Origin of the sequence: Methylocystis sp. (assembly GCF_050251305.1) — a bacterium.
Classification (GTDB): Bacteria; Pseudomonadota; Alphaproteobacteria; order Rhizobiales; family Beijerinckiaceae; genus Methylocystis.
In genome coordinates this window covers 1-13,461 of the sequence record NZ_JBFWNB010000070.1, presented here as the reverse complement: position 1 = coordinate 13,461, position 13,461 = coordinate 1, and the positions used below count along the sequence as shown (strand labels likewise).

General features: G+C 61.1%; 8 protein-coding genes and 3 pseudogenes. 6 read left to right on the top strand and 5 right to left on the bottom strand.

From position 1 onward, the window contains the following. The coding region (locus AB7F41_RS16040) for a DNA-binding domain-containing protein (protein WP_428386031.1) at window positions 1-691 on the bottom strand (691 nt) is incomplete at its 3' end. A 151-nt stretch (window positions 692-842) separates the two neighbouring features. Here AB7F41_RS16040 and AB7F41_RS16035 point away from each other — a divergent pair. After that, window positions 843-1,883 carry a DUF1403 family protein gene (locus tag AB7F41_RS16035; protein WP_164479500.1) on the top strand — a complete coding sequence of 347 codons (1,041 nt, stop codon included), beginning with the start codon at window positions 843-845 and terminating at the stop codon, window positions 1,881-1,883. A gap of 18 nt (window positions 1,884-1,901) precedes the next feature. Beyond that, on the top strand, window positions 1,902-2,624 hold the full coding sequence (scpB, locus tag AB7F41_RS16030) for an SMC-Scp complex subunit ScpB (protein WP_109026966.1): 723 nt from the start codon (window positions 1,902-1,904) through the stop codon (window positions 2,622-2,624). Window positions 2,625-3,217: 593 nt separating this feature from the next. On the opposite strand, the pseudogene AB7F41_RS16025 reads toward scpB, so the two are convergent. Next, a pseudogene (locus tag AB7F41_RS16025) lies at window positions 3,218-4,300 on the bottom strand (recombinase family protein); the annotation flags it as partial. Between the two features lie 347 nt (window positions 4,301-4,647). Here AB7F41_RS16025 and AB7F41_RS16020 point away from each other — a divergent pair. After that, the gene (locus AB7F41_RS16020; protein WP_428406690.1) at window positions 4,648-5,199 is read left to right on the top strand and encodes an integration host factor subunit alpha; all 552 of its coding nucleotides are present in this window, start codon (window positions 4,648-4,650) and stop codon (window positions 5,197-5,199) included. An 11-nt stretch (window positions 5,200-5,210) separates the two neighbouring features. Here the strand turns inward: AB7F41_RS16020 and AB7F41_RS16015 are convergent, their stop codons facing one another. Further along, the gene (locus tag AB7F41_RS16015) at window positions 5,211-7,181 is read right to left on the bottom strand and encodes a DUF3363 domain-containing protein (protein ID WP_428406689.1); all 1,971 of its coding nucleotides are present in this window, start codon (window positions 7,179-7,181) and stop codon (window positions 5,211-5,213) included. Window positions 7,182-8,591: 1,410 nt separating this feature from the next. On the opposite strand from AB7F41_RS16015, the pseudogene AB7F41_RS16010 reads away from it, so the two are divergent. Next, window positions 8,592-8,786 (top strand): annotated as a pseudogene (locus AB7F41_RS16010) (IS5/IS1182 family transposase); the annotation flags it as partial. Between the two features lie 1,084 nt (window positions 8,787-9,870). On the opposite strand, the gene AB7F41_RS16005 reads toward AB7F41_RS16010, so the two are convergent. After that, the gene (locus tag AB7F41_RS16005; protein ID WP_026016461.1) at window positions 9,871-10,083 is read right to left on the bottom strand and encodes a cold-shock protein; all 213 of its coding nucleotides are present in this window, start codon (window positions 10,081-10,083) and stop codon (window positions 9,871-9,873) included. A 652-nt stretch (window positions 10,084-10,735) separates the two neighbouring features. On the opposite strand from AB7F41_RS16005, the gene AB7F41_RS16000 reads away from it, so the two are divergent. Further along, window positions 10,736-10,960, top strand: coding sequence for a transposase family protein (locus AB7F41_RS16000; protein ID WP_428406688.1), 225 nt, complete (start codon window positions 10,736-10,738; stop codon window positions 10,958-10,960). 65 nt (window positions 10,961-11,025) lie between these two features. On the opposite strand, the gene AB7F41_RS15995 is transcribed toward AB7F41_RS16000, so the two are convergent. Further along, entirely contained in the window at window positions 11,026-12,225 is a 1,200-nt protein-coding gene (locus AB7F41_RS15995) for an IS256 family transposase (protein ID WP_428406687.1), read from the bottom strand. A gap of 167 nt (window positions 12,226-12,392) precedes the next feature. Between AB7F41_RS15995 and AB7F41_RS15990 the strand changes: the two are divergent. Beyond that, a pseudogene (locus AB7F41_RS15990) lies at window positions 12,393-13,284 on the top strand (ISAs1 family transposase). Window positions 13,285-13,461 lie beyond the last annotated feature (177 nt).

The following is a 13,461-nucleotide window of genomic DNA, read 5'->3' as shown; positions in this document are numbered from 1 at the left end:
AAGGGGGATCCATCGAAAGATGAAAGCCCGTAATCATTCGCGTAAACACATCGATCGCCAGCGTCAGCCAAGGGCGTGCGAGCGGTTCGCGCGTCTCTTCGTGAACGACGATGAGATCGACGAGCGTGTGATCGATCTGAACCACCTCGAGCGGCCGGGAGGCTTTGTATTCGCCCGGAACTGGCGTTGTCGCTTTGATCGCGCGTTTGTCCTTCCGTTTACGCGCGACCAATCGCCTCTCGATGTCATCGACGCGCGTCTTGATCGTTCGACGATCTGGCAATGGCCATCCGTGCTGGACGAAACGCAAATGGATTTGTTCGACGAGGTGGGTCAGCGTTGGACGCTGCGGCTTCAGATAGACTTCCCGGATCGTCTGGCGGATCAACTTATGACGCGATTTGTCGAGAGCGAGCGCCCCTTTCGATCGGCCTCGCGGCTTCGGCTGAAGCGCCTCAACGGTGGGCGTTTCGCGATAGATCGCGACGAGGCGATAAAGTGTCGCGCGACTGATCCCGAGGTCCAAAGCAACATCTTCGACGTCGCTTGTTCGTAGCCGGTCGCCCGCGGAGCGGCCTAACAATTCTCTGATGGCCTCCTCGCGTCGACATGCCTCTAACCACTGCGGGTCGTCGGACCCCGTCGTGTCGGCGTCATCAGGGCAGGGCGCGTTCTCATTATTGCTGTTCATTTTTCGGCCGCGTCCATGAGAAATGGTTGAGCCGCAAATTCTCAATTCAACTGTACATCATTCGGGCGTTTTCTCAATTCAAATGTATACGCGTAAATCAGCAGCGTTTCGTAACGCATTGAAATTCAACAGGCCGATTTCTCAATTTCTGATGTGTCCTGACACGCAGTGGGCGAAGGTCGGCGGCGTTCAACACGACGCGGCCAGCGCGCACTTCTTCGCCGCCGGCGCCAGTCTTGCCCGCCTCGACCAGCTTTTGCGTTGCCCCGGAGGCGATATTTCGCGCGCCGGAATCGGCTCCGCCGATGTTTCGCGCGCCGACGGAAGAGCCGCCGATGCTTCGAGCCCCGGCAAAAACTTCGGGGAAGGAGGCCTCGAACCCGTTTTTGCCGGCGCCCTGCGGCAGCGCCTCGCCTTGCGCGCCGCAACCGCCTGCGCCGCGATAGCGCGTCTGCGCGAAGACGAAGGCGCCCTGCGCGACGCCGAACATCTCGCCGGCTTCGACGCGGCGCCGACGCCCGGCGGCCGCCTGCATCGGCTGTGGCGCCTGTTCACAACGCCTTCTGTGCGGCTCGATGCGCGCGTCGTGAGAGTCGCGGCCGATTGTCTCGATTTACCGCCGGCCATCGATTGCGAAGCGCTCGCCGCCCTTGTGGATGAGCGGTCGACAGCTGAGAATCCGCTCAATGCTGCGGCCCGCGTGAGCGCGCTAGCGCTGGGCGTCATCGGTGACGCGGCGCAATTCGACGCCGAAATTTTTGCGCTGTGGTTCGCCGATCTTGTGTTGGCGCGGCGCCTCGCGTGGCAGGCGCCGCTGCCGCTGTTGGCGACGACGATCACGCATCCATCGATGCGCACGGCGACCGGACGCCGACCACGGCCGAGCGATGCCGATTGGGATTTGAGCGCCGCGCGCGCCATGGCGCGCGCGGCGCAAGAGTCTTACGCGCTGGCGACAGAACTGTCGCGGCGTTCCAATATACTGTTGAGCGTTGCGCCAAAATTGCGCGCCAAAAAGGCGGCGCGCGTCGTCGATTTGTTGCTCGCCGACGATTGCGTTTCGCCGACGCGGGCGGCGACGTCGGCCGGCCTTTCCGATCGCGCCACGCGGCGTTTGTTCGATCGGTTGATGGCGCTTGGCGCCGTGCGCGAACTCTCCGGTCGCGCCAATTTTCGACTTTACGGACTGTGACATGAAAAGGATGCCGACATGCCGTCGATGAAGGCGCATCGACAGGACAGTGCGCCGCCGCCAAACCGTCGTGTGCCGCGGCGCGATGGGGATTTGCTGTTCGACGCCGATCTTTCCGATCTGCCACAGGCGATGCGCTGGCGCGAATGGATGGGGCGCGTCGAAGCGGCGATCTTCGCCGCGCCGTCGCCGGTCACGCGCGACGCGCTCACCAAACTGGTCGGGCGCGATTGCAATTTTGATGATTTGATTTGCGACATTCGCGAAGATTTGCGGGCAAGGCCCTATGACCTCGTTCTCGTCGCCGGCGGCTATCAACTGCGCACCAAACCGCGCTACGCCGACGCCATTCGCGTCCTGAACAACGGCGCCCACGCCGCCGGACCGCCAGCGCTGACGCCGACCGAACTCCTCACCGTGACGGCGATCGCCTATCTGCAGCCAGCGACGCGCGCGGAGCTGTCGCAGTTTGCAGGGCGAGAAATCAGCCGCGACGTCATTGGAGCGCTCAAGCGCCATCGGCTGATCGACGCCGCATTGCGCGCGCCGGAGCCCGGCGCGCCGTTCGCCTACGTGACGACGAGGAAGTTCCTAGAGGTCTTCGGACTCGCGTCGCTGCGCGATCTCCCCGACATCGAACGGCTCGAAGACGAGGGACTTTTGGAGAGGCCGCAGCCGGAGGCCGATCTTGACGCCCTTCTTTTCGCGGAAGAGGAGGATCTCGAAGAGCATTGGGAATGACCGGTGATAGGGTTCGCAACTCCCTGCCTGCTCGTCGTCCTTTCACGGCGAAAACAGGGGTTCGAATCCCCTTTGGCGCGCCATTTGCGTATAAAACTGCGAACACCCTTGCCGATTTGTTCTCCGGCAACGACAGCCTGTTCGAGGCTGGCTTTCGAGCCGTGGATGCGGATGACCTTGTCGTCCACCTCAATGGCGTCGACGATCGAACGCAGATAGGCCTTTCGGAATGTAGTCTCGCCGGTGGTTATGCGCTCTCTCATGAAGGCGCCGAAGCGCTCGACCTGATCCGCGTCCAACGTGAGCTGAGGCGCAAGCTGAACCTTGATGCGCTCCAAGGCCGCTTTGGCGCGGTCGCGATCGGATTTGAGCGCGGCGAGCCGGTCCGCCAGCGTCTCGTCGATGTCGGTGACGCCCTCTTCGACCATTTTGTAAAGACGGCGCAACTTATCGTCGGCCTGGGCGATCTCCTGTTGCAGGACGCGCGCCCGCTCCTGGACTTCGGCGTCGCTCGATGCCCGCTTCTCAGCTAGCGACGTCAAGAGGCCCGCCAAACGGTTTGGGCCAAGCAGCCTATCGGCGAGATGGGTTGTCACCAGCCCGTCGAGCCGGTCCATGGCGATGGAACGGCCTTTACAGCCCGTCTTGCCGATCCGCGCGGCCGTCGAGCACGAGTAATAGCGATGCACCTTGCCGGATTTTGACGTGCCTGTGCGTAGCGTCATCGCCCCGCCGCATGTCGCGCAATGCGCCAGGCCCGTGAGGAGGATCGGTCCCGTGACGCGCGGCGGCAGGATGCGCGGATCGCGCGCTTTCAGGCTCGCCTGAGCCTTGTCGAAAACCAGCTGCTCGATGATCGCCGGAACCGCAACTTCGATGATCTCGCCAGCAGGCTTGGGCCTCCCGGTCTTGGCTTCCCGCTGATTAAATCGCCAGCGTCCGGCGTAGACGGGGTTCGTCAGTATCTTGTGGACCGAAGCGACGCCGAAACGGGCGCCAAGCCGTGTCCGTAGCCCTCTAGCATTCAACGCCTTGGTCACCTCCTTGACGCCCATCGGCCCCTTGCCGCCATCCCCTTCGAGATAGAGGCGGTAGATCAACCGCACCGTCTCGGCCTCAACAGGATCGATGACGAGTTTCTTCTTGGTGCGGTGGCCGCGCTTGTCGACTTCGCTCAGCGCATAGCCAAGCGGCAAGCGCGAGCCATTGTAGAAGCCTTGGCGGGCGTTCTCCTTCATGGCGCGGAGCACATGCTTGCCGTTCTCGCGGCTTTGATATTCATCGAAGAGCGCGATGACCTGCCGCATCATCACCTGAGCGGGATCGTCGCCAAGCTCCTGGGTGATCGAAACCAGTCGCACGCCATGTTTGGCGAGCTTGCGGACATACATTTCGAGGCCAAACGCGTCGCGAAAGAACCGAGAGAAAGAATGAACGACGATCGTATCAATTGGGTGATCGTCGTCGCAAGCGCGCTCGATCATGCGCTGAAACTCTGGCCGGTTGTCGTCCATAGCGGAGGCGCCCGGTTCGACATATTCGGCCACCACTCGCCAGCCATGGCGGCCGCAATAGGCGCTGGTCTGCGCCTGCTGGTCAGGAATGGAGAGATCGACCTCCGCCTGCCGCGTGGTTGAAACGCGCAGATAGAGAGCGGCGCGGAGAGGGTCGGTCATGTGGAGCTCCCAGGCTCAATCGAAAGCTCAATGACGCGGTCGAAGAAAGGCGTCGAGCATGTCGCCGAGATACATTTCCAACACATCGACTTCGGCCGCGGAAACGGGAATATCTTCGGGCCAATCGTCGGTGACAGCGATTTCGTCAGCCGCGTCGATCGTTCTCGAAACCGAATCATACCGCCTCAGTCCGCAAACGCCATCGCCATTTGCGTTGCGGCGGGCGGAAATTTGTTGATGCGCGCGACGAGGACGAGCCATGCCGAAACCATGGCGGCGGATCGTCGCCAGTTGAACGGCCCAATTCTTCGACACAGCGCGAAGCGCAGTTTTGAGGAGAATTGGACATGCCCGCGAGCGACAGCGGGGCTTCGATCCTTCGCGGCGGCGTCATGGCGGCTGGAAACGCGCGCGTTGAAGGCCGCAGGGATCGGATTCTCGCAAGTTGCGGGACCGAAAAAGAGCGAATAATCATCAGTTTTTCGGCAAAATCATCACAGTGGAGCGTGGCCATGAGCGTTTTTGGAGGCGAGCGTGCAAGGTTTGGATCAACAGCCGGCGTTCGCATTTTGAAGAAAAGCGACGGCCTGCGCACTTTCACAAGACACGACTTGCGGGCGGCGATTTATAATTGTTGCCCGAGGCTATCCCGCGCCGAGGCTTGCAAGATTTTCGATGAGACCTTCGATGAACTGGCCGACGCGCTTGTTCGCGGCGAACCGGTCAAGCTGCGCAATTTTGGAACGTTCAACCTCCGCGCCAAGCGACAGCGCACCGGACGCAACCCCAAGACCGGGGCGGAGGCGGTGATAAGCGCTCGCAGGGTCGTGACCTTTCACCCGTCGCCGGCGCTTCTCACGCGAATGAATCAAGAATCCGCCGACTGCCTTCCCAATTGAGCAACGATGGCTCAAATTCCAATCCCGCGTGTCCGGGTAAAGTCCCAAGAGATTCCGGAATCGCGCACGACGCCGCTGATCTGGCGACCGAGCCGCTCGTCCATAATCGGCCGCCAGGGGACCAGCGTGAACTCGTAGGCGTTCTCAATAATCGCGTATTTGCCGGAGACGAGATTGGTCGTGCCGGTGAAGACGCCCGAGACGCGCTCGCCTTCCGCCTTCATTTTGAACGGCGTGAGCTTATCCGCGGCCATGGATTTGCCGACGCGTTCGATCTCGCTCCTCTCCAGTCGAGCGACCAGGTCTCCCGGCGCGCGGATGACGTTATCCGGCGTACGCCGGGCGTAGCCCATTTCGACCAGCATCTCTCTGCGTTGTTTCATCGCCTGGTCGACCTCGGCCCCAAATCCGGCGCGCACGATTGGCGCGCGATTGGACGACGTCATTTCCCGGTCGAGCCAGGTGGCGCCTTTGGCGTCGATCTGGGATTCGAGGTCGAGAGTGGAAAGCACACGTAGCGTCACCCGTCCGCGCCGCGGGGCGTCATAGTCTGCGGCCCGCGCCTCGAAGTCGGCCGGGAGACGCCAATGGTCGGCGTCGATCCGCTCCACGATCCCCGCCCGGCGCAGCGTCTCCAGCCTTCGGACATGGCTTTCGACATAGGAGTCATAGTCGGCGCCCGGAACACGGACGCGGCTCGCCTCCGCAATGATGCGGTGGACGCTGGGGCGATACTCGCCTGAGATGTCGGCGAGCTGCGCGATGTTGCGGTCGGCCGGTCGCGGCCCGACGGGCGCAGGGGCGATCTCCACGATCGACCCAATGGATGCTTCCTCGGCGGCATTGGCCATCGCCTCGGAGCCGAGCACAATATGGTGGACGCGCCCGTCAAGGCCATCGACGACGAGGCCAAGTCGCTCGCCGAGCTCGTCGGTCAGCCGCTTGTCGATCACGCGACCAGTGATGCGGGCTTTGGCCTCTTCGCCGTGAAGGGAATAGCTTTCCAGCGCGCGCTCTTCTCCCCGAGCCTTCAGCGCCCGGTTGATCGCCTTGACGATGTCGCCGCGCTCCCCAAGTTCGCGCAGCGTCGGCTCCAACGTGTCGGACAGTTTCCACACGCCCGGCTCGCTCTCCGCGGCGAGGCCATAGCGGGCCAAAGTCTGCAATCTGCCGATGCGTAGCGTCCGATCAAAATCTGCGCGGACTTGACCCGTCTCGGGTCGCAGGTCGAGCGTTCCCTCGCCGGCTTCGGCGAGCATCGCCCGGTCGATCCGGGTGAAGCGCTCGGCAGCGATTTCCGCTGTGAGTTTCGATCTGAGTTCGAGGTCCGTCTCTGGACCCAATTCCAGCGTCGCCACCTCCTGCGCGCGCAGCCGGACGCCATCGGTGATGTAGTCTTGGGCGATGATCAAATCCTTGCCCGTCTCATCCTTGCCCCGGATGACGACATGGCTATGCGGATGGCCGGTGTTGAAATGGTCGACCGCGACCCAGTCGAGCCTCGTTCCGAGGTCCTCCTCTATTTGCTTCATCACATCGCGGGTGAAGGCGCGAAGGTCGGAAAGCTGATCGCCGTCTTCGGGCGCGACGATGAATCGGAACTGATGCCGATCCTCGCGCGCCTGCTCAAGAAACGAGCGGCCATCCGCCACGTCAGTCTCCGCTCCGTAGAGTCTGCCTTTCTCTCCTTCCCGGTCGGTCCCGTCCCGCTGCAGATAACGCAGATGCGCGTCGGCTCCTTTGCTCCCAAGTTTCAACCTCACGATCCGCGCCTTCACGACGACGCGGCGCATCCGCTCGCCAGGTCCGCGCACGTCGGCCGCAAGCTTCAATCGATCGGCTACCGCCTGGCCCCGGCCGATGCGGCAGCATCTCCCTTTCCTGAGTCGATCCGGCGCGCCATCGCGTCGCCGATCGGAGTGACGGCCGCGCGTCGGCGCAGACCCGATCCCGGCGCCCTTCGCCTTCGTCACGGCCTTCATCACTTGCGCAACGAACGAGCGTGGCCGCGGCGACGCCGCGCTGCCTCGATCACGAATTTTTCCAGCTCGGAGTCGAAGGTCGGAAGAGTCGTTGCTGCTCATGTGAAAGAGCATGCGCCAGCGACTCGGCGTAACAAGACCAAATCCGCGCAGCTCGCATCATGGCGTTGAAAAAGAAACAAAATGCGAAAGCGCCCACACTGCAAAAAGTCTCATGGCCGGCAAATAACAATGTGCAGACAAAAGCATACGCGCAAGCGGCACGATTGCTTTAATCTTGCCCTCTTAATCGGATGCATTTTCGTCGACTGCTTCGACATCGTCGTCTCTCCGATCTTGCGCGATAGTCTACTCTGAACTTTTCAGCAGCAAGCAGCTCTTTGACAGGCGAGAGTTCTGGCGCGCCGCGCACTCTCCCGCGCTCATCGACAGCGTGTTTTTCGTAGCTCGGCTGCAACAGCCAAATGGCATCGGATCCGTCGCGGCGCACATTGCCATCGGATTCACGGGGCAGCGTCACAGGCGTTCCGGCGTGGTCCGAGTGAACGCCCTCAGGCAACGAATGGCCTGCCCCATCTGCAAGCGTTGTGATCATAATGGACCTCACAATCTGCCTCAAAATGTCCGGCCAAGATGGAGAGTCGCGCGCCCGGTTCCTGATAAGATATCCGCCTCGGATTGGCCCTTGCCTGATGACAGGTTTACCGAACGCCGATCGATTGTTGGGCCATCTTTGTTCACGGCAGGGGCAGACTTCTTGCAGTCGGAGTACAGCTTCGCGGCATTTCCGCTGTCATTCGTTCAGCCGTCACGCCCCTACCACACGGGCGTCGAAAGCGTTCCCAGACCGCGCCAATGGCTCATACGATTCGCGCCAGTTTGTTCGCGATAAAGCGACAACAACGACGTTACGTTTCGACTGTTCGAGGAGCGCGGAGGTTAATGACGCTGGTCCTGGGAATCGACAGTTGGAGTGCATCGTTTCGTCGGCTCGACTCAATTCGGCGAACACTCGGTCGAACGCTGCAATCCGCGTGCCGAGTTCCCGAAGTTCGAGCATCAGATCGCTTACCAGCTTCTGCATACGGGGCTCAAACCGCTCGCATTCGTCAGTTCTACCCGCAACCATCGATCCAGCTTTGTCCGGCCTTTGCGGCTAACCAGGGCCGCGCACGAAAAGAACAGCCCGAAGCTGATTGATGAGCGCGGTTCGTTGGCCGACGAGTCGATCTCTCGTCCGGTGGTGACGAAGCGCATCGTCGGCCGGGTCGCAGTTTCCGCATATGGCTCGGCGTCCCGGTCATCTGATGTGACGCTGATGACTGAGGACGCGTCGCAACGGCAGCGCGCGCCGCGTAAAGTCTTCAGCGGCCTTCGCTACGTGATCCGCTACGGCATCGCGTGGCGGGCGATTTGCCGCCCTGGTTTGCTGGGTGTCAGCGGTCGCAACGATGGGCGCTCGCCCAGAAACTTTGGGTCGTTTTGCGGCTAAGCCGCCGCGCGGAGCGCGGACCCGACGAAGGCCATCATCGATAGCCGCCCTTGCGCTCGACTCCCAAGAGCGGCTCGCGTGCGGGATATGACGGCGTCAAGCGTAAGCGCGGTACGATCGGCGCTGTCGGAATTCGCGTGTAGAACTATGTTGAGGCGACGTAGAGAGGGTGACTCAACGCCGCGCCGTCGGTCAACGCCCGCGCGATCGTCAGAGCGAAGGCACCCGGCCAGCCTTCCCTGCGAACGGCAAGTCACACTGTTAGGCGAGACGCGAATGCAATTTCGCCGGTCGGCGCCGTAAGGGATAGTCGGGGCTGTCGTAAAGCGGGCGAATCTCGCGGCCGAAAAAGTGCTGTTCATCCACTTCCAGTGAACAACTGGCCAAGGCCCTTGGCGCAAGCTCCTCTACCGCAAAGCGGATGGCCTCTGACGCGCGCGCGAACCGCTGGAAACTAAGCGATCTGCAATTCGCATTTGTCGCCTTGCAAAAAAAGAGGGCGGCTTCGGCTCTGTAGTCCTTCACGTCCACATTCGCCTCCAGAAGCTTTTAGATTAAATTGTCCTCCCTCCGGACGAGTTCGAGAGAGGATTCGATAGCGACCCTTTCCTGCCCATCGCGATCTCTCTTCATCCGATATTGCAACCCCGCGTCATCATCGGGAAGATGACGAGTGACTTGAAATGAATCCATGTTAATCGGCGCCCTGAACCTTTGGATCACCCGGACGCCAATCGGAAACTTATGCGATGGGCGGGAGATGATGCGATGTGCTCGATGGCGCGCGCACGCGTCATTTTCGTTGTCATTCGACATCTAAAAGCGCTCCTAGATTATATGCGACGTAATGGGAAGGCTGCCGCTCGCGCGCTCTGTTCAGCGTCGGCGTTTTGCTTCGGCTTCGCGCGCTTGGAGCTTCTCAACGGTCAGCCAAGACGATTCCTTGCCCGCAACCGCGCTCCCATCACGAGGTTTATCTTTCTTGGGCTTTTTCACTTCGCGATTCCCGCGTCGTTGACCTTTAGCCATGTCTTGCCCCTCGTATCGATGACCTCATGGTCGCTCGGGCAGAGACGCTCAAGCGTCTGAATGACTTCATGGTCGCTCGGGCAGCGATGCCCGAGCTTTGGCAGGAGTAGAATTCGCGCCCTGACGGGGGAACGCTATGCGGGATCAACCGCCAGGGGCGAAGCTCTGCTAGGCCGCGATTTGCAACTGGTCCGCCGAAGATTTGCCGCTACGTCCGTCGACGGCAATTTCGTAGGTGACCTTCTGGCCTTCTGCGAGGCCGAACAGCCCCGCGCGCTCAACCGCGCTGATGTGGACGAAGACGTCCGGGCCGCCGGACTCAGGCTGAATGAAGCCAAATCCTTTTTGGCCGTTGAACCATTTTACTGTGCCGGTCTGCATGACATGTCCTTTCAAGAACAAGCTGACTGCGCTTTGCCCATTGCAAAGCGCCTGCGGATCGAAGTTCTGGAGAGGAAGTCAGGAGCCGACGCGCAAGAGAGAGCGGAAGCAAGATCGTTCGGCCAAATTTCGATAATGTATTAGTTAGCGCATATTTGCGAAATTACAATTCGCATTGCAGCGCTAAAACCGAACAACTGCGCCGAATAACAATATGCAACCAAATTCTGACGCTTGACCCGCAAAAGATTACAGCTGAAACTCCGATTGTTATGATTCAAAAGTACGACTGAACGCAGTTTCGAGAAAAATTTTCGGAAATAATTTGCTTTGGAACGCGATCTGCCAAACAAGCCCACTTCGCGACAAAACGCCGCCAAAGGCGACGGAGCAAGGGTGATAGAAAAAAGAGAATATCCTCGCTTCGCATCGCCGCAGACTACGCAGACGATGATTTCATGTTGACCGGCAGTCAGATCTCTTGGCGCATCCTGTCGAGAACATTTCGAGGAGATGCCCCGCCTTTGTCGGTTTGAGGTGCAGGGCTGTTCAACGCTCTGTGCTTTGGTTTGACCGAGACGGGTAAATTTTCGCTTTTCAGGTCGGGAAGTGTCTGAATCTATGGGGAGCAACCCGAATCAGAGGTTGCCCCATGACGACGATTGATCTTGCATCCTGCCTTGCAGCCATCCCGGATCGGCGGCGCGCCGAAGGAAAGATTTACAGCCAAGTCGGCGTCATCCTGTTTTCGATTATCGCCATGCTGAGCGGCGCTCGGTCGTATCGGCAAATCCACGCCCTGATCCGCGCGAGGCTTTCCGTGCTCAATTCCGCTTTTCCAAACGCTGCGCTGCGACGGGCGCCAGCTTATACCTGATCGTGTCCCTTGGCGTGGTGTAGCTGGTTGGCGTGATCGCCACGTTCGCCGGGAAGCCGGGTTGATCAGGCGGCTACAACGGGCAGCCCGACGATGGGATCATCGCTCAAGGGCGCGATTGTTTCCAGTGTCATGTATCGGCTGCGCTGGACGGCCCATTCGTCATTCTGTTCGAGCAGGATCGCGCCGACGAGGCGGATGATGGCGGCCTCGTTGGGGAAGATGCCGACGACCTCGGTGCGCCGCTTGATTTCGCCGTTCAGCCGTTCGATCGGATTTGTGCTGTGCAGCTTGGCCCGGTGCGCGGCCGGGAAGCTCATATAGGCGAGCACGTCGGTCTCGGCGTCGTCCATGAGGTTCGCAAGTTTCGGCAGCTTGGGCCGCAACTGGTCGGCGACCTTGCGCCATTGGCCTTTCGCCGCTTCGGCGTCGTCCTGCGCGAAGGCGGTGGCGATGAAGGCGGAGACGACGCGCCGTCCGCTCTTTCCGGCATGAGCGAGCGCATTGCGCATGAAGTGGACGCGGCAGCGCTGCCATGTCGATTGCAGAACCTTGGCGACTGCGGCCTTCAGCCCTTCATGCGCATCGGACACCACGAGCTTGACGCCACGCAGCCCTCTCCAGCGCAGTTTGCGCAAAAACTCGGTCCAGAAGGTCTCGGCCTCCGAAGGGCCGATATCCATGCCGAGCACTTCGCGCCTGCCGTCGTCGTTGACGCCCACCGCGATGATCGTCGCCAGCGAGACGACGCGGCCGTTCTGGCGCGCCTTCACATAGGTCGCGTCGATCCAAAGATAGGGCCAGTCGCCTTCGATCGGCCGCTCGAGGAAGGCCGTCACCCGCTCGTCGATCTCCTCGCACAGCCGGCTCACCTGGCTCTTGGAGACGCCGCTCATGCCCATGGCCTTGACGAGATCGTCGACCGAGCGCGTCGAGACGCCCTGGATATAGGCCTCCTGAATGACGGCGGTCAGCGCCTTCTCGGCCATCCGCCGCGGCTCCAGAAAACCGGGAAAGTAACTGCCCTTGCGCAGCTTGGGGATACGCAGCTCCACGGCGCCGGCGCGCGTTTCCCAGGTCCGCTCGCGATAGCCGTTGCGCTGGGCGAGGCGCTCCGCGCTTTTCTCGCCATAGGCGACGCCGGTCAGAGCGCCGACCTCGATCTCCATCAGCCGCTCGGCGGCAAAGCCGATCATCTCGCGCAAAATATCCGCGTCGGGGGCCTTCTCCACAAGCGCGCGCAGGGTCATCATCTCGTCGGTCATCGGCAGTTCCTCGGTTGCGTTGGATGTTTCGCAACCCGATCCTACCGGCGAATCGTCGATGACCACCGCAAGCCGATCGCTCGCTACGGCGCTAGCAAAAGCGCGCGTCGCGAGCGGCTTGCTCCCACTGAGCTACACCATCACTGGGGGCACGACCTTATACCTCCGTGCGCGGAATTCTGCGCCAACTCGATCCGGACAAACTTGAGCGGGCGTTTCGTCGTCATGCGGAAAGTCTCGACGGTTCCTGCGCCGCCGCGCCGTCCCGCTTCATCGCCATCGACGGAAAGACGTTGCGGCAAAGCTTCGACGCTTTCGCCGACCGCAAGGCCGCGCATGTGCTCAGCGCCTTCGCCGTCGACCATCGGATCATTCTCGCGCATGAAGTGATCGACGAGAAATCGAACGAGATCCCCGCCGCGCAGGCGCTGATTGCCGCCATGGGCCTGAGCGACCGCATCTTCACGCTCGACGCCATGCACTGCCAAAAAAACCTTCGAGATCGCCCGCGAGACGGGCAATGATCTAATCGTTCAAGTCAAAGGTAATCAGCCGGGTTTGTTGCAACGTTGCGAGCATATCGCCGCGACGGCGGCTCCCATCGCCGTCAACGACAGCCGCAATCTGGCGCGAAATCGCCAGGAAGATCGGCGCGTCGAAGTCTATGCTCCCGGGACCGCCCTCGATGACGACCAATGGGTGCCGCTGATTACCGCAATCGTGCGGGTCACGCGATTTACATTGATCCGTTCCGCGGCCACAGGGCTCTGGAAACGGCGAGAAGAGACCGCGTTCTATGCGTCGTCCATCATGTTGCCCGCAGAACTCTTCGCAAGCGCCGTCCGCGGTCATTGGGCTGTAGAGAACAAAAATCATTGGGTGCGCGACGTGACCCTTGCTGAGGACGCCAGCCGCATTCGGGTCAATCCAGGCATCATGGCGCGCCTGCGTTCGCAAGCCCTGAACATCGCAAGGGCAAACGGCGTCGCCAACATCGCCCTAGCACTTTGGAGCGGCGCACTCGATCCCGCCGTCACCCTCTCATACCGCGGCCTGTAAAGAGCGTTGAACAGCCCTGGTTTGAGGTGGTTGCAATCGCGACTTGCGCCGAGTCCGCGCCGATCCGATCGCCCCGCCACACAATCTCTGCCCGCTTTACAAATTCGCGCCGAGCGATCAGATCGGCGCCATTCGTTACGGCGCTGACGACGGTGAATTGATGCCGATGGACATCGT